The organism is Fibrobacter sp. UWR4 (assembly GCF_003149045.1).
In the GTDB taxonomy this organism is placed as follows: domain Bacteria; phylum Fibrobacterota; class Fibrobacteria; order Fibrobacterales; family Fibrobacteraceae; genus Fibrobacter.
Genome location: NZ_QGDU01000023.1, coordinates 27,195 through 45,913 on the forward strand (window position 1 = coordinate 27,195; position 18,719 = coordinate 45,913).

An 18,719-nucleotide genomic window follows, 5' to 3' on the forward strand; every position below is an offset into this window, starting at 1 on the left:
AAAGACGTTAACGACGTACTAGTTTCGACTTGGATTCCTGCTTCATCTTGTACATACGCTTGTCCGCCATACGATAGACATCCTTAGCTTTGCAGCAATCAATACATTCGCTACGTTTAGCTACGCCATAGGAAGCCTCCAGAGGAACCGGAAGCCCTTCAGAATTTTTCACAGCCAGGACATCCATACGTTCTTTCACCATGTGGATTTCTGAAAGATGGGATTGACGTACGACGACCACAAACTCATCGCCACCCATACGGATTGCAGTTCCTATTCCTACCACAGCTTCCTGCAAGGCACTTGCAAAACAGGATATCAGAAGATCGCCATTGGAATGCCCATGGGAATCATTCACCATTTTCAGACCGTTCATATCGATACTGACAATGGCAAAATCTGCATCTTCCTGATCCAGTACATCGAAAATCTGTTCGCACTTTGTTCTATTGTACAGTCCCGTCAGGGCATCCTTATAAGCAAGTTCCGCAAGGACCTCCTTTTCCGCCTTGGCAGCCACAGCCTCATACACATAAACCGCATAGGCTAGAATAAGACATAGAATGAACAACAGTGCGCCCCAGGGAGTCCAGGTGGTACTCATGAAATCGCCGGAAAACAGGAAATGGTACAGAAGATTATACCGGACGATATCAAGTAATGCCACCGCAAAGAAAATTACCAGGCCTACCGAGAAAATCTTCTCCGATTTGCCCATATTCCTTGAATAAACCAGACCAGAGGCCATCGCATAGACTGTAAGTAGACATAGGAATACGTGGTATGGAGTAATAAAGTGAGAAACCAGGGCGACATTCGAGAAATGCAGGACCGCCACGCTCGCAACAAACATTGTACAAAGAATCGTGATCATTCTAAGCATCTTGTGCTTAAAAGGATTAAGCTTCCCCTTGTGCATATCCTGCAACAATAGCAGGAACGGGATGGGAATCGAATAAAGGCACATGTATTCCATAAAGTTTGTGGTCACAAAATCCAAGGAACACACCTGGATAACCTTCGTATAGCACATGCTCCAGACGCCAATCAAAAGCGACATGATTCCAATCAGGACAAATCGATAGAACTTCCTACTAAACCCACAGGCGATCAGCCCCAATACAGTTCCCAGGAAGCCTAGCACCACAAGAAAGATGCCAATATAGAGGGAGTATGCATGGCGGGCCAGATAATCGGTATAGGCAACCTCGGTAGAGAGCATTTCAAAAGTGTTCACCCTGTCCAGAGGCTGTCTGAAGCCCCCATAGTAAGTCACATTTAAGACCTTACCATTGGCGGTGTAAGGAACCGGAACAGAGAAAATACCCGTCCCGATAAAACGATGTTGCATAAGACGATCAAATCCGTACATGAAAACGGTCCAATCTTCAATCTGGACCTTCACAGCCGCATGGTTCGTCTTAATACGGAACATGTAGGGCGGGCGGCCTTTAAAGACAAATCTCTTGGAGAAGGTAATGGAATCCTTATACCCTAGCGGCCCTTCCGGAAACTTGTACACGTCTATCGTCTGATTTTCATAAACGTGACCATTCTGAGTAACAGTCCAACCATCCTTCATTATCTGGACGTTTGAATCAATACCACCAGCACGGAAAACATCAAAAACAAGAGTCAACAAGAAAACAGCCAATAGCGCCGCAAGGCTCCATAGCACATGTCTTCTCTTTATCTTTTTTACCAACTTAAGCACGGACTAATCCCTTTCCCATACCTGGAATACAGTCGGAAATTCGTTCTTTTCGTCGGCGGGGAAATTTTCTTCGTCCACCTTGCGCCAGCCTTCCCCCCAGTCCGGAAAGAATACATCGCCCTGTATTTGAGCAAGAACGCGAGTGACGTACATCTTCTTTACAAGAGGCATGGCTTCGCCATAGATTGCAGCACCGCCAATAATGAAGCATTCCGTTTCGCCAGCAGTCTCGCAGGCACGAATTGCAGCATCTAGGGAATTGCACACAACGCACCCCGGAGCCTCAAAGGATGTATTGCGGGTCAGCACGTAATTAGTACGGTTTGGTAACGGACGTCCAATATCGTCGTAGTTCTTGCGACCTAGGATGATGGAATGACCTGTAGTAATGGCCTTAAAACGCTTGAGATCTGCAGAAAGGCGCCACGGCAAATGTCCATCGCGTCCAATCACATTGTTTTCAGAAACAGCAACAATTGCAGATATCCGCATTTTAACCTCTACACAGCGATGGGAGCCTTGATGGTGGGATACGGATCGTAGTCCACCAGTTCAAAATCTTCAAACTTGAATTCAAAGAGATCCTTCACTTCCGGATTCAACTTCATGGTGGGAAGCTTACGAGGCGTACGGGACAACTGTTCCTTCACCTGTTCAAAGTGGTTGGAATACAGATGGGTATCGCCCAAGGTATGGATGAACTCACCCGGTTCGTAATCGCAGACCTGGGCAAGCATCAGAGTCAAAAGGGCATAGCTTGCAATATTGAAGGGAACACCCAGGAAGGTATCTGCGCTACGCTGGTACAGCTGGCAGGAAAGCTTGCGCTTACCAGAGGCGCCAACACCGCCAACGTAGAACTGGAACAGGCAGTGACAAGGAGGCAAAGCCATCTTATCCACCTCGGAAACATTCCAGGCGCAAACCAGGTGGCGACGGGAATCCGGATTATTCTTCAGGCTATTGACCAAGTTCTTGATCTGGTCAATGTGGCCTCCCTCAGGAGTAGGCCAACTACGCCACTGATGACCGTAAACGGGACCCAGGTCGCCATTTTCGTCGGCCCATTCGTCCCAGATGGTCACCTTGTTATCGTGAAGATACTTGATGTTGGTGTCCCCCATCAGGAACCACAGAAGTTCGTGAATGATGGAGCGCAAGTGCAGTTTCTTAGTGGTGAGGCAAGGAAAACCCTTGGACAAGTCATAACGGCACTGACGACCAAATACAGAACGAGTACCCGTACCAGTACGGTCGGAACGGTCCACCCCGTTATCCATAATATCTTTCAAGAGGTCCAGATACTGCTGCATATTAAACCTCTTCTGCAGCATCATCTGCCGCGGTATTTTCAACCATAGGGAAAAGGTCAGCGCGTTTATAGCTCTTTGCGCCCTCCACTTCCTTTTCCACAAGCAGCTGGTTCAACGCATTCAAAATCAAGTCCTGAGTATGGCGAGGAACAGGCTTCTTGCCCAAGCGAGCCTTCTGCACCATTTTATGATTCAAGTGAGCGGCATCCATTTCTACCACGTCGTGGTTAGATGCTCCAATAGCAGTCAAAATTTCGTCAAGTTTAGTCATATACATAAAGATACATTAAAAAAAATCCCCCGGAACGAGTCCGAGGGATTTTAAGCATTCCTAGCTCTAAAGATTACTGAGCGTAGTTGCTATGGCAACTCATACCGTCATCATCGGGGCTTACGAAGAGCATTTCGATACGGCGGTTCATTTCACGGCCATCAGCAGTGGAGTTATCGTCCACAGGGCATGTAGGTCCAAGACCGATTGCCTTGATACGATTCTTCTTAACGCCAGCCTTGGTGAGTTCCTTCATCACGGCTTCAGCGCGCTGCTGAGACAGCTTAATGTTCTTGGCTTCCTTACCAACGTTGTCAGTATGGCCCTGGATAACAATCTGCAGATCCTTGTATTCGTCGACTTCGTTGAGCTTCTTAGCGATGCTCTTCAAGATCTTCTTAGCATTGGATTCGAGAGTTGCCTTACCAGACTTGAAGGTCACACCATCGAGCTTTTCTGCAGCCTTCTTCGGGCAGCCATGACCGTCATCGCCAGCCACATCCGGGCAGCGGTCAATACCGGTACATACGCTTTCGAACTGCTTCTGAAGCTTCTTGTTGGTCACCCATTCAGAGCAGACGCCATCCTTATCAGCATCCGGATCTTCGTCAGACGGGCAGCCGTTATTCCATTCCGGGCCATTTTCGTCTTCGCAACGGTCATAGCCGTGGCAAACATCCTTATACTGTTCCAGCATCTTCTGCTTGGTCACCCACGGAGAGCAGAGGCTATCCTGGTCCGGGTCCGGATCATCAGCCGGGCAACCCTTATTCCATGCAGGACCTGCTTCGTCTTCACACTGGTCCTTACCAGTACAAATATCCTTGAACTGGTCAAGCATCTTCTGCTTGGTCACCCACGGAGAGCAGACACCATCCTGGTCCGGGTCCGGATCATCAGCCGGGCAGCCCTTATTCCATGCAGGACCTGCTTCAGCCGGGCACTTATCCAAGCCATGGCAAACATTTGCAAACTGGTCAAGCATATTCTTTTCAGTTACCCAAGGTGCGCAGAGGCTATCGCCGTCAGCATCCGGATTGTCCATGGGGCAACCATCAGCAAAGGCTTCACCAGCTTCGTTGGGGCACTTATCGATACCGGAGCAGATACCGTCGTACTGGTCAAGCATACCACGTTCGGTTACCCAAGCGTCGCAGATGCCATCCTGGTCGGTATCCGGGTTACCCAGCGGGCAACCTTCGTTATTGGCAGGACCGAATTCAGTCGGGCACTTATCGATACCCTTACAGGTCTTTTCGATAGCGTATTCCTTCTTCAGGTCTTCGTTTTCAGCAGCCTTTTCGAAGTAGTAGCCCATCTTCTTCTGGGTCACCCATTCGTCGCAGAGACCGTCGTTATCGGAGTCAGGATCATCCCACGGGCAGCCCTTATTTGCCTTGGCACCAGCTTCACCCGGGCACATATCGTAACCCTTACATACACCAGCGAACTGATCAAGAGCGCCTTCGTCAGTTACCCACGGAGAGCAGAGACCGTCACCATCCGGGTCCGGCTGCTTGGTCGGGCAACCATTGAACTGGGCAGAACCAGCCTGTGCCGGGCATTCATCGATGCCTTCGCAGACATCCTTGAACTTCTTGGACATCTTCTTCTGGCTTACCCAAGGATCGCAAACGCCGTCCTTATCCGGGTCCGGGTCATCCAGCGGGCAACCATCGTCGCCTTCGCCAGCTTCGTTGGGGCACTGGTCAACGCCTTCGCAGACGTCAGCAAATTCGGACTGGAAGCCCTTTTCAGCAACCCAGGAATCGCAAACGCCGTCTTCGTCAGCATCGGGGTTACCCAGCGGGCAGCCCTGGTTCAGACGATGACCATAGTCATCCGGGCACTTATCTTCGTCATCCGTAACGCCATCGCCATCGCGGTCCTGAGCAAGCAGGAAGCCGCTCCAGGTGATACCGCCATAGACGGTGTACTGCGGGGTAACGCGGATACGGTCAGCCTTTACACTGAATTCGCCTACACCACCGATGTTTTCGTTCTTACGGTCACCATTAGACAGTACATAAACATTGTTCAGGTAGTTGTCTGCACCGCCCAGATAGTAGGAAGCACCCATGTGGATGTCCATACCGATCGGCAGGTGGAATACGATACCACCCGTAATAGACTTCATGTCCAGCTTCTGTTCGATGGTCTGGCCAATCGGGTCAAGATAGGTAAACGGATCCAACTGCATGTCCCAGAAGAATTCTGCAAACAAGGAGAGGAAATCCATCACATAGACTTCGGCAGCACCGCTGATGAACGGATTGGACATGTAGTCTGCATTCATCACATAGTTGTAACCACCGTTAATATGGACGAGGAACGGGAAACCGTCGCCACCATCCAGCTTGCTAAAGTCTGCGGTAACAGCAAGACCGCCGTTAATAGCGGTATTCTTGGTACCATAAGGCAGAGCAACGCCGTTATTCTTGTTGATGTAGCTGAGATGACGGATCCACAGGCCCTGCTTAGTCACGTTGGCAGTACCTGCTTCGACACCACCGAAAATGGCCAAGTCGATGGGCTGGTCATCGGGCAGCGGGAAACGGAACTTCAAGTCGCCCTTCAGGTTACCGATATAACCCATCTTGACGCCACTAATGTCTGCTTCACCCACAATAGGTTCGTCGTCGCCATTGGTAACACGCAGGTTACCATGAGCAGTCATCTGATCATAGTAAACGGGAAGGGTTACGCCGATATCGAAGTAGCTACCGATACCGATTGCGAAACCGACGTTGGCGCTGGCACCCATAAAGTCTGCTACAGGAGCGTCAATTGTCTGTGCACCGGAGTCGTAAGCATATTTCTGAGTAAGAGCAGCTCCAGTTACGTCGTTGTTCGGGAACATGTCGTTACCGAATGTTCCGTCGCCTAAAAGGGTAAAGACTAACTTAGAGCTACCCAAGGACTGAGCAGATTGGGTCTTGTTGACACCAACGAAGCCTTCCTTATTGATGGTCTGGGGATGCGCTGCAAAGGCAGAACCTGCCAAAGCGAGGGCAGCACCCATAGCTATTTTTTTCATAGCGTCTCCTTAAGAAGGGGAACCCTACCAAACAAAGGATTCCCAAATTAACTAAGGTAAATATAACTTATGTTTACATACCCACAAAATTTGACAGGGAGAAATGAAACGAAAATCACAAAAACAGGGGCAAAATCGCCTATTGAAAACAATTATTTACAAATTAGCATGAGCCGCAAGCTGTTGTGTTTTTCACATCACCCGCGCTAAATATTTCTCTGAAACGAATCCTCGAATATTTCGGGATGAGTCCTGCAGATGCTAGTAAAACCTCTCTTTCCCACAATGATGTGGTCCAGTACCGGAATCTGGAGGATCTTTCCCGAAAGGCAGAGAGAGCGGGTAATGGACATGTCTTCCGGGCTCGGCAACAGGGAGCCAGACGGATGATTATGGGCAAAGATAACCGAGACGGCACGATCCTCGATAGCCTTTACGAAAGCCTCCCTCGGATGCACCGGAGTCTGATTCACCAAGCCCGTAGTAAGTTCATGAACCCGAATAACGTAATTTGCGGAATTCAAGGTTACAAGCACTAGGTGCTCCTGCGTCTCATACTTCAAATAGGAAAGCCGGGAAATCAAATCTTCAGGCGCCCCCACTGGAATTGCCTTTTCGCTGAGGATATAGCGTCCGGAGAGTTCCAGGCAGGCAAGAATTTGCAAGGCCTTCACCTTTCCCAGACCACGGATCTTGCGCAAGTTCTCTAAAGTCGGCACAGACGTTTCCGTAGCCAAGTATTCCGAAATACTCCGGGACAATTCAAATACATCGCAATTCTGACAACCGCTCCCAAGGATCAAGGCCAAAAGTTCTTCGTTACTCAAGGCAGCGGGCCCATATTGCTCCATTTTCTCCCGAGGAAGGAGATGGGCTACCGGCAAGTAATTTTGAACAGGCTTCAAGGGATTATCGCAAACATATCCATTCATAGGAGTCCTTTTTTAGTGGTACAACCTTTCCTAAACGTTTTCATCACAGCGATTGAACAGACTTTTTATGAAAAATGAAGTTTACGTTAGTACATTTGAGCTTTCAACGACAGTGAAGACGGATTCAAGAGTCTGTTTTTACAATTACAAGGGGGTCCTTTTCCGCATTTACCAAAAAAGAAAAGCATTTTTAATTTATACAAAACAACATTTTTCAAAATTTCCAGTAAAAAACACCGCTTTTCAGAAGTTCTTTCCGTAACAAAAATCACTTTTGTCAATTTTCTCGTCACTTTTTTCAACTTTTTCACACATTTCCCCTCCATTTTCAAATTCTTTGACTATATTTTCGGCATTAAAATTTGAAGTTTAACTATCCGAAAAGGAAATTTTATGGCAAATAAAACCTTAAGCGGTGCAGAAGTGATCATCGAATGCCTCAAGCGTGAAGGCATCGACACCATCTTCGGCTATCCTGGTGGATCCGCAATTCCGATGTTTGACGCAATCCTTGATTCCAACATTAAGGTTGTCCTCACCCGTCATGAACAGGGTGCAACCCACATGGCTGACGGCTATGCACGTCAGACCGGCAAGGTGGGTGTCGCTCTCGTGACCTCCGGCCCGGGCGCCACCAATACCTTCACTGGTATTTATACTGCTCTTATGGATTCTAGCCCCATCGTCGTGCTGGCCGCACAGACCACCACCCCGAACCTGGGTAAGGACGCTTTCCAGGAATGCGACACCAGCGGTATGACTTTCGCTGCAGTCAAGCACTCCTACCTGGTGAAGGATCCCAACGACCTTCCTCGCATCATGAAGGAAGCTTTCCACATTGCACGCACAGGCCGTCCGGGTCCCGTGCTCATCGACCTCCCGAAGGACGTGACCGCAGGTGCCTGCACCGCTCCGTTCACCGACCAGATGGACCTCCCGGGCTACAAGATTCCTACCTACGCACCTACCGAAGCTGTGGAAAAGGCAGCTGAATACCTGAAGAAGGCTAAGAAGCCCCTCCTCCTGGTTGGCCACGGCGCAATGATTTCCGGCGCATCCCGCCAGGTGAAGGAACTGGCCGAAAAGCTCCAGGCTCCGGTGGCTTGCACCTTGCTGGGCCTCGGCACCTTCCCCACCGACCACGAACTTTCCCTGGGCATGCTGGGCATGCACGGTACCGTGTACGCCAACAAGGCCGTTCTGGACTGCGACTTGATCCTCTCCATCGGTTCCCGCTGGGACGACCGTATTACCGGTAAGCTGGAAGTGTTCTGCAAGGACGCTATCAAGATGCACATCGACATCGACCCTGCCGAAGAAGGAAAGGTTCTCCAGCCGGATGTGTTCATGTGCGGCGACGCAAAGATGGTTCTTGAACAGCTCCTGCCCCTCGTTGGCAAGTTGGACACCGCCGAATGGATCAAGACCTGCCAGACTTGGAAGAAGCGCTTCCCGCTGACCTACCCGAAGCAGGGCGGTCTCCGTATGCAGCACATTGTCCAGACTGTCAGCGACCTCACCAAGGGTAACGCCATCGTTACGACCGACGTGGGCCAGCATCAGATGTGGGTGGCTCAGTACTTCCATATCAACCATCCTCGTCAGCTCCACTCCAGTGGTGGCGCAGGCACCATGGGCTTCGGCCTTCCGTCTGCAATCGGTGCCGCATTCGGCAACACTACTGGTTGGCCGGTCTGCAGCTTCAGCGGCGACGGTGGCTTCCAGATGACCGAATTCGAACTTGCAACCGCAGCACTCCACAAGTTGCCCATCAAGATCTTCGTTCTTGACAACAAGTACCTGGGCATGGTGCGTCAGTGGCAGGAACTCTTCTACGATCACCGCTACAGTAGCGTTGACATGCAGGGCAACCCCGACTTCGTGAAGCTTGCAGAAGCTTACGGCATTCCGGGTCTGCGCATCAAGCGCGCTGCAGACGCTGAACGCATGATCCAGAAGGCTCTGGACTATAATGATGGTCCTATCGTTATCTGGTGCGAATGCGAAAAGGAAGACAACGTGTTCCCGATGATTCCGGCAGGTGCTCCGCTCACCTCCATGATTACTGAACAGCCCAAGGCTCAGCTCGAAAAGCCGACCGGATCGACCTAATCGCGGAAAGGAGATTTAAAAATGATTTCTACAGCTCATTCTATTAGCTTGTTAGTTGCAAACCGCCCGGGCGTGCTCGTTCGCATCGCTCTGGTGTTCTCCCGCCGTGGTTACAACATCGACTCTCTGGTCGTGTCCCCCACGCTGGATCCCAATTTCAGCCGCATGAACATTGTGGCTCATGGTAACCCGGAAATCTTGATGCAGATCATCAAGCAGTTGGAAAAGCTGGTTGACGTCGTGCAAGCCAAGGACCATACCAACATGAACGTGGTGGAAAAGGAACTTGCCTTGATCAAGGTTCGTTGCGCTCCGGAACAGCGTACCGAAATCCTGCAGCTCTGCGACCACTTCAAGGCTGTTACCGTTGACATGACCGAAAACTCCATGATCATCCAGATTACCGGAAACACCGATAAGATCGATGCCATGAAGAGCCTGTGCCAGAAGTTCGAAATTGTCGAATACATCCGCACCGGTAAGGTCATCATGCTCCGCGGTGAAGATAAGACCTAGTCTTATTTTCTAGACCAATAAAAAGTCCTCGGTGATGAACCGAGGGCTTTTTCTTACATTCGACAGATTGCCGAACAGTAGCGGCTTAAGTAATTACGAGTTACGAGACCGCTATGGATTCTTCACACCTGCGGTGTTCAGAATGACGTGATAGAGCGGTGTTCAGAATGACGTGATAATGACGGTTTCTGAACGACAACAAAGTCAAAAGCCTAGCACAGCTTCGGAGATTTCATTAGCTTCGTCGGAGCCGTCGTCCGCCCAGTCGGAGATGAATTCACCCCAGCCATCGCTAGTGCCACAGCCGACGCCCACATCAAAGCTGGACCACTTGAGGGCTCCAAATACATGCTCAAAACGTTCCATCAGGTCGCCAAAGAAATCTTCCGGGAATTCATCTTCCTCCACCATGATGCTTCCATCCATAGCAAGCAATTCCCCTTCGGGAAGTTCCTCGAAACGGCATTCGTATTCGTCCATCATGACATCGTCGACGGAGTACCAGTCCCCGCAATCTTCGCTGGGAAGTTCCGCTTCGGGAAACTGTTCCATAATGGCATCATACAGTTCAGCCAGCTGGCTGCTGACACCCACAAAACGGACAAGAACTCTGTAGCTCATGAAGACTCCTTATATGAACGAGTTAACATTACGTTCCTAATCACAAATATAAATACGGAAAGACGAAACGAGCCAACATCGTCATAAATCGGGTATATTGCGGGCAATAGTTTTTGCTTATTATAGCCCCATTCTATTTCAAATTACTAGCTCTTGAATCCCGCAGATTATAATAGATCAAGGAACAACTTTCTATATTTGCAGCCGTATGAGTGAATTTTTGTTGAAGAATAGTATCGGTCCCGTAGTTCCCCAGACCTTCGTGAAGGATTATGGCGAACAGGGTTTCATGCTGGAAAATGGAAAGACTTTGCCGGCGCTGGAAATCCGATACGAGACTTACGGTAAGCTGAACGCGGAAAGAAACAATACGGTCTGGGTCACATCCCCCCTGACCGCAGACGCCCATGTGGCAGGATATTACACCCCGGAAGACAAGAAACCCGGTTGGTGGGACGCCCTCATTGGCCCGGGCAAGCCGGTGGATACGGACCGTTTTTTCGTGGTCTGCAGCAACATCCTGGGTGGTTGTAAGGGTTCTACGGGCCCCGCAAGCATCAACCCGCGCACAGGCAAGCCCTACGGCAGCACCTTCCCCACCATTACCATCGGGGACATGGTCCACGCCCAGAAGGAACTGGCCGATTATCTTGGAATCAAGGACATTTACTGCGTCATTGGCGGTTCCATGGGCGGTTTCCAGGCCATGAAGTGGGCCATCTACTATCCGGAACAGGTAAAACGTTGCGTCCTCATTGCAACGTCCCCCCGCTTTAGCAGCCAGGCCCTGGGCTTTGAAATTGTGGCCCGTGACGTCATTACCCAGGACCCCAACTACAACAACGGCGACTACTACGAAACCGCTCATCCGGACGTAGGTCTTTCCAATGCACGTAAGCTGGCCCATATCACCTACCTCAGCGCCGTGGGCATGGAGAAGAAGTTCAAGCGCGCCCAGGATCACGAGCACAGGAACCACGCCATTACCTACAGCACCCCGTTCGACCTGGATTTGCCCCTGGAAAGCTACCTGCGTTATCAGGGCGCCAAGTTCGTGGACCGTTTTGACGCCAACAGTTACCTGCACATTGCACACGCCACCGACTGCTTCGACCTGGAAACTGAATACGGTTCCCTTGAAAACGCCTTCAAGGACGTGAAGGCTGAAGTACTGAACGTGAACCTTTCTACGGACTGGCTCTTCCCGCCCCACGAGTCCCGTCGCATTACCAGCGCTCTCCTGAATTCAGGCAAGGTGGTGACAAGCCTTGAACTGGACACCCTGTTCGGCCACGACGGTTTCCTTATTGAAGACGAAGACCTGGGCAAGGCTGTAGGCCGTTTCCTGGACAGCAAGTATGGCGCACTGACCGGCAAGCAGACCATTCCCGTGTTCCACGACCAGCAGGACTTTGAACTGCTCGGCTCCATGGTTACCGATGGCGCCAAGGTCCTGGATCTTGGTTGCGGCAGCGGCGACCTGATCGACTATCTCCGTCGCACCAAGAACGCAACCGGCCTCGGCATCGAAAAGCGCATGAAGGACATCATGGACTGTCTGGAAAACGACGTGCCCGTGGTGCAGCGTGACCTGGATGAGCGCGGCATTTCCGACATCAAGGACGACAGTTACGACTACGCCATCATTAACCGTACCATCCAGGAAATTCGCGATCCGGTGGCATTGTTGAACGAAATTCTCCGTGTGGCAAAACGCGTTATCGTGACCTTCCCCAATTTCGGGCACTGGTCCGCCCGTGGTTCCCTCATGCTTCATGGCCGTATGCCTAAGTCCAAGGAGCTTCCCTACGAATGGTACAACACGCCGAACATCCGCCTGTTGACCGTGAAGGACTTCTACACCCTGTGCGAAAAGGAAGGCCTGAAGATCGAAAAGATGGCTTTCCAGAACGAACAGCTGATGAGCAAGATCCTTACCGCTCTGGGCCAGAAGAACTTCGGCGCAGAACATGTGATTGCGATGGTCTCTAAAAAGGTTTAATACAATGGCAAACAATCCTATTCTTTCCATGACTGGCTTTGGCAAGAGTGAATCCATGTTCCAAGGCACTCCTTGCGTGATCGAAGTCCGTAGCGTCAACAACCGTTTTCTGGACATCAGCTGCAAGCTGCCGAAGAACCTCGCCTATCTCGAAAATTCCTTCAAGAACCAGATCAAGGAAAAGCTGGTTCGCGGTTCCGTAATTTTCAGCGTCACTCTGGGCGCAGGCACAAGCGGCAACGTTCCCGTATCCTACAACGAACAGGCTATCGCAAAGTTTGTGGAAATTACAAAGACAATGCAGGCCAAGTTTGGCATCGCAGGCGACATTAAGTTGGAAAACATCTTGACTCTTCCCGAAGTCCTGCAGTTTACCGATAGCGGAGCTGACGCAGAAGCTTTGGAAAAACATTTGGCAGACGAGCTGAATAAGGCATTGGATAAAGTAACAGAAATGCGCGCAAAGGAAGGAGCAAACCTGGTTGTTGACCTGACCAATCGCGTGAACCACCTGAACTCAGTCCTTGAAAGGATTGAAGTTCTGGACCCGAAACGCATTGACAACTGGAAGACAAAGTTCCGCGATCGCATCAATGTCCTGTTGAAGGATTCCGAAATTGACGAAGTCCGCCTGCTGCAGGAAGCATGCATCATGGCCGACAAGTTGGACATCAAGGAAGAAATCACCCGATTCAAGAGCCACAACAAGCTGTTCCTCAACGCCCTGAAGGAAGGCGGCGCACAGGGCAAGAACCTGAGTTTTATCCTTCAGGAAATGGGACGTGAAGCAAATACATTAGGAACAAAGTGTCAGGATGCAGACATCGCCGCTTTGGCCATTGAGTTGAAGAACGAAGTGGAATGCATCCGCGAACAGAGCCTTAACATCGCTTAACGCCTTTCAAAAAGTGATGCAGAGCACATTTTGATACAGCCGATACGTTTTTTTTCTTGTTTTTACAAAAAATTACGTATTTTGCCCTCCACAAAAATAAAAACTCTTATTAAGTTTAGGACATCAAGGAACAAGGTTCCTGTCACTCTGAAAAAGAGTTTGTGTAGAGCCTCCTAACCCCCCTGGGTCGGATTCCGCAAGGAGTCCGACCCTTTTTTATTTATACTGCTGGCCCGAACAGTCCGTATTTAAGACAAACTCGGGTTACCCTTGTATACGGAAACCAGATGAATTTAATTAGTTTCGGATCATATTTCATATATCTTTACACAAGAAAAACTTAACAGAGGAATATATGGAAAACTTTAACTTCTACAGCCCCACAGAATTCGTATTTGGTAAGGACCGCGAAAATGAATGCGGTGCTTTGGTCAAGAAGTATGGTGGTACCAAGGTTCTTGTTCATTTCGGTGGTGGTTCCGCTGTAAAGTCCGGTCTGATTGGTCGCGTTTTAGCATCCCTGGATGCTGCAGGAATTCCTCATGTGGAACTGGGCGGAGTTCATCCCAATCCCATTGATACTAAGGTTTACGAAGGCATTGAACTTTGCCGTAAGGAAGGCGTTGATTTCATTCTCGCTGTAGGCGGCGGTTCTTCCATCGATAGCGCCAAGGCCATTGCTATGGGCGTTCCCTACGAAGGTGACTTCTGGGATTTCTATAGCGGCAAGGCTCCGGCTGCAGCCCTCCCAGTGGCAACAGTCTTGACCATCGCCGCCGCTGGTTCCGAAGGTTCCGGCGATTCCGTCATTACCAAGGTGGACGGCATGCTGAAGCGTGGCGCAGGCAGCGACCTCATTCGCCCCCGCTTCTCCATCTTGAATCCGGCACTCACTTGCACCTTGCCGGCTTACCAGACTGCCTGCGGCATTACCGACATTATGGCTCACGTCTTTGAACGCTACTTCACCAACACCACCGAAGTGGAAATCACAGACCGCCTCTGCGAAGCCGTCTTGATGACCATGGTGAAGGAAGCTCCCCGTGTGATCGCTGACCCCAACAATTACGAAGCCCGCGCCAACATCATGTGGGCAGGCATGGTAGCTCACAACAACGTTTGCGGTGTAGGCCGCGGCCAGGACTGGAACAGTCACGCTATCGAGCACGAACTCTCCGCCATGTACGACTGCGCCCACGGCGCAGGTCTTGCTGTGATTATGCCGTCCTGGATGGAATACGTGGTGGACCATAACCCCATGCGCTTTGCCCAGATGGCTACCCGCGTATTCGGCTGCGCCATGAACTTCGAAAACCCGAAGGCAACGGCTCTCGCAGGAATCAAGGCCTTCCGCAGTTTCCTCAAGAGCATCGGCATGCCTATCAACTTTGCTGAACTGGGCGCCAAGGAAGAAGACATTCCGGCCATGGTTGAAAAGCTGAATCCGGGTGACGGTTGGGGCTTCCAGCCGTTGAAGGCTGCCGACGTTACTGCCATCTACAAGATTGCTGTAAAGGCAACTGTTTAACGTAGTAGACAGTAGGAAGTAGACAGGATTATTCTGTTGAAAGTTGACTTCCTACTTCCTACTTCTAACTTCCTACTAAATTATGCGTGCACTTTTTATCGGTGGAACTGGAACTATCAGCATGGCCATCACCCGCTTGGCAGTGGAACGTGGCTGGGAAATTTATTTACTGAACCGTGGCAATAGGGCTGATTTGCCTTGTGCGACACTGGCCGACGGGCCTCAAAAGGGTACGCCTGCAGTAAAGCAGATTGTGGCGGACATCTACGACGAAGCGGATGTGGCAACGAAGATTGCGGACTTGCAGTTTGATGTGGTCTGCGACTTTATCGCCTTCCATTACAGCGCCCTGGAGCGTGACTACCGCCTGTTCAAGAACAAGACGAAACAGTTCATGTACATCAGTTCCGCCAGCGCCTACCAGAAACCTCTTTCGGATTACCGCATTACCGAAGGCACCCCGCTTTCCAATCCTTATTGGGAATACTCCCGGAATAAAATCGCCGGCGAGGAATATCTCATGAAGATGTATCGGGAGGAAGGCTTCCCCATCACCATCGTGCGCCCCAGTCATACTTACGACGAACGCAAAATTCCTCTGGGCGTTCACGGCAAGAAAGGGAGCTGGCAGGTGGCCAAGCGCATGCTTGAAGGCAAGTCTGTTATCATTCACGGTGACGGCACCAGCCTCTGGACCATGACCCACAACTCTGATTTTGCCAAGGGCTTTGTAGGCCTCATGGGCAACGTCCATGCCATTGGTGAATCCTTCCAGATTACCAGCGACGAAACGGTGACCTGGAATCAGGTGTACAAGGCAATCGCCGACGTGCTAGGTGTTGAACTCCGCGCATGCCATGTGGCTTCTGAATTTTTGGCCGCAGTCGGTGATAAGCACGGATTTGACTTTACCGGAAGTTTAATTGGGGACAAGGCCAATTCTGTGGTGTTCGAAAACACCAAACTGAAGAAGGCAGTGCCTGAATTCTGTGCAACCACTCGCTTTGACCAGGGCATACGCAAGACTATTGAGAACGTCCTAGCCCATCCGGAATTGCAGGAAGACGATCCTGAATTCGACGAATGGTGCGACAAGGTCATTGCTGCGCTGGAAAATGCGAAGAAGATTTGACAAAACGTGGGGAGAGGAACGATATAAAAAGTGTAGTAGATTGAAATAGTTTACTATATTTGTGTTACCTCAAGTAGAACAGGGGTGCTTTGACCTTTCAGGGCTAGCACCGCGGTTCGGTCATGAAAATGAGCTAGCTCATTTTCGCGACACTCACCTGGGGGTGCTTTGACGCCTACGGCGTCCGCTGCTTCGGCTCGGATATGCAGAAACATAAATGTTTCTGCGCATCACTCGCCTCGCACGCTTTTGGTTTCTTCGAAACCAGAGAAAGCAAATAAATAAACGCGGGGGTGCTCTGGTTTCGACAGGGTTACTGAAGTGTTAGTTGCAAGCCGGGGTCTCAGACGAGGGCACCCGTTAAAAAGTCTGAAAAAAAATAAGTGCTGAAGAAAACTACGCACTCGCAGCCTAATTAGCGGCTACGCCGGGCCTCGACTCACTCCCATTGGGTAGTACGTCCGGACGCAATATGGGATAGGGAAATGTAATGCCTGGGTGCAGGTCCCGAGATTCACTAGGCTGGTCAAAGTCTGCGCCGACCTTCTTGGGCGTGGATCAGACGAGATCTTAAATACGAAGGGAAAGCTTGTAGGAATGGACAGGGATGTGATCTTGGACAGGGGTTCGACTCCCCTCACCTCCACTGAAAAAAAGCTCCGCAATCACAGCGGGGCTTTTTTTGTGTTCTTGAGCCTGGTCTTGCTCAGTCTCCGCAAACCCAAGGGGTGCTCTGGTTTGCTTCGTTCGCGCTGTTCGCACTCGCTCACCCCTACGGGGCCTTTCGCAAGTTTCACTTGCTCAAGGGCCAAAATACTCGCCAGCTCGTATTTTGTCGACAGGGTTACTGAAGTGTTAGTTGCAAGCCGGGGTCTCAGACGAGGGCACCCGTTAAAAAGTCTGAAGAAAAATAAGTGCTGAAGAAAACTACGCACTCGCAGCCTAATTAGCGGCTACACCGGGCCTCGACTCACTCCCATTGGGTAGTACGTCCGGACGCAATATGGGATAGGGAAATGTAATGCCTGGGTGCAGGTCCCGAGATTCACTAGGCTGGTCAAAGTCTGCGCCGACCTTCTTGGGCGTGGATCAGACGAGATCTTAAATACGAAGGGAAAGCTTGTAGGAATGGACAGGGATGTGATCTTGGACAGGGGTTCGACTCCCCTCACCTCCACTGAAAAAAAAGCTCCGCAATCACAGCGGGGCTTTTTTTGTGTTCTTGAGCCTGGTCTTGCTCAGTCTCCGCAAAACCTAGGGGTGCTCTGGTTTGCTTCGCTCGCGCTGTTCGCACTCGCTCACCCCTACGGGGCCTTTCGCAAGTTTCACTTGCTCAAGGGCCAAAATACTCGCCAGCTCGTATTTTGTCGACAGGGTTACTGAAGTGTTAGTTGCAAGCCGGGGTCTCAGACGAGGGCTCCCGTTAAAAAGTCTGAAAAAAAATAAGTGCTGAAGAAAACTACGCACTCGCTGCCTAATTAATCGGCAACGCCGGGCCTCGACTCACTCCCATTGGGTAGTACGTCCGGACGCAATATGGGATAGGGAAACGTCATGCCTGGGGGCGGTTCTCGAGATTCACTAGGCTGGTCAAAGTCTGCGCCGACCTTCTTGGGCGTGGATCAGACGAGATCTTAAATCCGAAGGGAAAGCTTGTAGGAATGGACAGGGATGTGATCTTGGACAGGGGTTCGACTCCCCTCACCTCCACTAAAAAGGCTCCAGTTTTACCGGAGCCTTTTCCCATTACAAGCGCTAGTTACCCGCGTTTACCGGTCCAGCCTAGTTTTTCGCGGAGGGCGCCCACAAATCCTGTATGGCGCATACGGAGGAATGTGGTAAAGGACTTGCTCTGGGTCAAGACCACATGGTCATTGGGTTCCAGGGCAATGCAAGAACGGCCATCAAAGACCAAGTCCAAAGTCTTTCCTGCAGCAGATTTCAATTCCAGCTGTTTATCCGTCAGGGACATGACCAGCGGGCGCACGGAAAGGCTGCTAGGAGCCACCGGTGTAAGGACCACTGCATAGGTCGCGGGATGGATAATAGGGCCACCTGCAGCCAAGTTGTAGGCTGTAGAACCCGTGGGAGTGGAAACAAGCAGGGAATCCGCCCAATATTCCGTGTAATCCGTACCATTGTAGATGACATTCACGTTTACCATGCGTTCTGGAGCATGGGCACGAACGTGGACTTCATTCAGCACGGTCTGCTTTGCAATACGCTTTTTGCCGCGATAGACGGTAGCGTCAATCATCATGCGGTCACGGGTAGAAAAATCCCCCGCCAGGAGATCGTCCAAAGTCTGAGGCAGGCTCTTGACGCGAGTTTCCGCCAGGAACCCTACGTGTCCCGCATTAACACCCAGGATAGGAATGTGGTGACCCAAGGCCATGTGAGCTGCAGAAAGGACGGTTCCGTCACCGCCAACCGCCAGCAGCAAATCGGACTTCAGGAGAGAGGATTCCTTCACGACTTTAATGGGAGCCTTTACCTGTTCCTTCAGGTTTTCCAGAACGCAGAACTTTACCTGAGGATGTTCAGTGGCCCACTGGATAATCTGTTCCAGAGCGAAAGCCAGTTCAGGACTTTTTTCCTTCCAGCCAATAATGCCGATCTGTTTGAAGGTAATCTTCTGCATAGCAT

General features: G+C 50.7%; 14 protein-coding genes and 3 other RNA genes. 9 read left to right on the forward strand and 8 right to left on the reverse strand.

Translation table 11 applies throughout. From position 1 onward, the window contains the following. Nucleotides 1–7: 7 nt before the first annotated feature. The 6 genes from BGX12_RS10445 to radC all read right to left on the reverse strand — a co-directional run bounded on the left by BGX12_RS10445 (nt 8) and on the right by radC (nt 7,267). A complete protein-coding gene (locus BGX12_RS10445) occupies nt 8–1,654 on the reverse strand; it encodes a GGDEF domain-containing protein (RefSeq protein WP_109736004.1) in 1,647 nt (548 codons plus the stop codon). Nucleotides 1,655–1,717: 63 nt separating this feature from the next. Next, nucleotides 1,718–2,206, reverse strand: coding sequence for a dihydrofolate reductase (locus tag BGX12_RS10450; RefSeq protein ID WP_109736005.1), 489 nt, complete (start codon nt 2,204–2,206; stop codon nt 1,718–1,720). Nucleotides 2,207–2,214: 8 nt separating this feature from the next. Further along, nucleotides 2,215–3,027, reverse strand: coding sequence for a thymidylate synthase (locus tag BGX12_RS10455; RefSeq protein ID WP_109736006.1), 813 nt, complete (start codon nt 3,025–3,027; stop codon nt 2,215–2,217). A gap of 1 nt (nt 3,028) precedes the next feature. Next, the gene (locus BGX12_RS10460) at nt 3,029–3,298 is read right to left on the reverse strand and encodes a hypothetical protein (protein WP_109736029.1); all 270 of its coding nucleotides are present in this window, start codon (nt 3,296–3,298) and stop codon (nt 3,029–3,031) included. Nucleotides 3,299–3,371: 73 nt separating this feature from the next. Beyond that, entirely contained in the window at nt 3,372–6,335 is a 2,964-nt protein-coding gene (locus tag BGX12_RS10465; RefSeq protein WP_146196316.1) for an OmpA family protein, read from the reverse strand. A gap of 206 nt (nt 6,336–6,541) precedes the next feature. Next, nucleotides 6,542–7,267, reverse strand: coding sequence for a DNA repair protein RadC (gene radC / locus BGX12_RS10470; RefSeq protein ID WP_109736008.1), 726 nt, complete (start codon nt 7,265–7,267; stop codon nt 6,542–6,544). Between the two features lie 393 nt (nt 7,268–7,660). On the opposite strand from radC, the gene ilvB reads away from it, so the two are divergent. Together ilvB and ilvN are read left to right on the forward strand one after the other, a co-directional pair. Beyond that, on the forward strand, nt 7,661–9,379 hold the full coding sequence (ilvB, locus tag BGX12_RS10480; RefSeq protein ID WP_109736010.1) for a biosynthetic-type acetolactate synthase large subunit: 1,719 nt from the start codon (nt 7,661–7,663) through the stop codon (nt 9,377–9,379). Nucleotides 9,380–9,400: 21 nt separating this feature from the next. Continuing rightward, complete coding sequence (gene ilvN, locus BGX12_RS10485; RefSeq protein ID WP_073156413.1) at nt 9,401–9,895, forward strand: acetolactate synthase small subunit; 495 nt, start codon at nt 9,401–9,403, stop codon at nt 9,893–9,895. 204 nt (nt 9,896–10,099) lie between these two features. Here ilvN and BGX12_RS10490 read toward each other — a convergent pair whose 3' ends face one another. Beyond that, complete coding sequence (locus BGX12_RS10490) at nt 10,100–10,516, reverse strand: hypothetical protein (RefSeq protein ID WP_109736011.1); 417 nt, start codon at nt 10,514–10,516, stop codon at nt 10,100–10,102. Nucleotides 10,517–10,724: 208 nt separating this feature from the next. Between BGX12_RS10490 and BGX12_RS10495 the strand changes: the two genes are divergently transcribed. The 7 genes from BGX12_RS10495 (at nt 10,725) to ssrA (BGX12_RS10525) (ending at nt 17,786) form a co-directional block, all read left to right on the forward strand. Further along, complete coding sequence (locus BGX12_RS10495) at nt 10,725–12,518, forward strand: homoserine O-acetyltransferase (protein ID WP_109736012.1); 1,794 nt, start codon at nt 10,725–10,727, stop codon at nt 12,516–12,518. 4 nt (nt 12,519–12,522) lie between these two features. Beyond that, entirely contained in the window at nt 12,523–13,413 is an 891-nt protein-coding gene (locus BGX12_RS10500; protein ID WP_109736013.1) for a YicC/YloC family endoribonuclease, read from the forward strand. 355 nt (nt 13,414–13,768) lie between these two features. Then, entirely contained in the window at nt 13,769–14,941 is a 1,173-nt protein-coding gene (locus BGX12_RS10505; RefSeq protein ID WP_109736014.1) for an iron-containing alcohol dehydrogenase, read from the forward strand. A gap of 82 nt (nt 14,942–15,023) precedes the next feature. Further along, on the forward strand, nt 15,024–16,073 hold the full coding sequence (locus tag BGX12_RS10510) for an SDR family oxidoreductase (protein ID WP_109736015.1): 1,050 nt from the start codon (nt 15,024–15,026) through the stop codon (nt 16,071–16,073). A gap of 289 nt (nt 16,074–16,362) precedes the next feature. Continuing rightward, nucleotides 16,363–16,722: a transfer-messenger RNA gene (gene ssrA, locus BGX12_RS10515) on the forward strand. 185 nt (nt 16,723–16,907) lie between these two features. After that, nucleotides 16,908–17,247, forward strand: a transfer-messenger RNA (tmRNA) gene (gene ssrA / locus BGX12_RS10520). Between the two features lie 191 nt (nt 17,248–17,438). Further along, nucleotides 17,439–17,786, forward strand: a transfer-messenger RNA (tmRNA) gene (gene ssrA / locus BGX12_RS10525). Nucleotides 17,787–17,832: 46 nt separating this feature from the next. Here the strand turns inward: ssrA (BGX12_RS10525) and BGX12_RS10530 are convergent. Then, nucleotides 17,833–18,714, reverse strand: a complete 882-nt coding sequence (locus BGX12_RS10530; protein WP_109736016.1) for an NAD(+)/NADH kinase — start codon at nt 18,712–18,714, stop codon at nt 17,833–17,835. Nucleotides 18,715–18,719: the final 5 nt, after the last annotated feature.

What these genes read in the sequence shown, in the direction of transcription:
- BGX12_RS10495 (WP_109736012.1), top strand. Translation starts at nt 10,725, where the DNA reads ATGAGTGAATTTTTGTTGAAGAATAGTATCGGTCCCGTAGTTCCCCAG.
- radC (WP_109736008.1), bottom strand. Translation starts at nt 7,267, where the DNA reads ATGAATGGATATGTTTGCGATAATCCCTTGAAGCCTGTTCAAAATTAC.
- BGX12_RS10530 (WP_109736016.1), bottom strand. Translation starts at nt 18,714, where the DNA reads ATGCAGAAGATTACCTTCAAACAGATCGGCATTATTGGCTGGAAGGAA.
- BGX12_RS10450 (WP_109736005.1), bottom strand. Translation starts at nt 2,206, where the DNA reads ATGCGGATATCTGCAATTGTTGCTGTTTCTGAAAACAATGTGATTGGA.
- BGX12_RS10510 (WP_109736015.1), top strand. Translation starts at nt 15,024, where the DNA reads ATGCGTGCACTTTTTATCGGTGGAACTGGAACTATCAGCATGGCCATC.
- BGX12_RS10455 (WP_109736006.1), bottom strand. Translation starts at nt 3,027, where the DNA reads ATGCAGCAGTATCTGGACCTCTTGAAAGATATTATGGATAACGGGGTG.
- ilvB (WP_109736010.1), top strand. Translation starts at nt 7,661, where the DNA reads ATGGCAAATAAAACCTTAAGCGGTGCAGAAGTGATCATCGAATGCCTC.
- BGX12_RS10465 (WP_146196316.1), bottom strand. Translation starts at nt 6,335, where the DNA reads ATGAAAAAAATAGCTATGGGTGCTGCCCTCGCTTTGGCAGGTTCTGCC.
- BGX12_RS10505 (WP_109736014.1), top strand. Translation starts at nt 13,769, where the DNA reads ATGGAAAACTTTAACTTCTACAGCCCCACAGAATTCGTATTTGGTAAG.
- BGX12_RS10490 (WP_109736011.1), bottom strand. Translation starts at nt 10,516, where the DNA reads ATGAGCTACAGAGTTCTTGTCCGTTTTGTGGGTGTCAGCAGCCAGCTG.
- BGX12_RS10460 (WP_109736029.1), bottom strand. Translation starts at nt 3,298, where the DNA reads ATGACTAAACTTGACGAAATTTTGACTGCTATTGGAGCATCTAACCAC.
- BGX12_RS10500 (WP_109736013.1), top strand. Translation starts at nt 12,523, where the DNA reads ATGGCAAACAATCCTATTCTTTCCATGACTGGCTTTGGCAAGAGTGAA.
- ilvN (WP_073156413.1), top strand. Translation starts at nt 9,401, where the DNA reads ATGATTTCTACAGCTCATTCTATTAGCTTGTTAGTTGCAAACCGCCCG.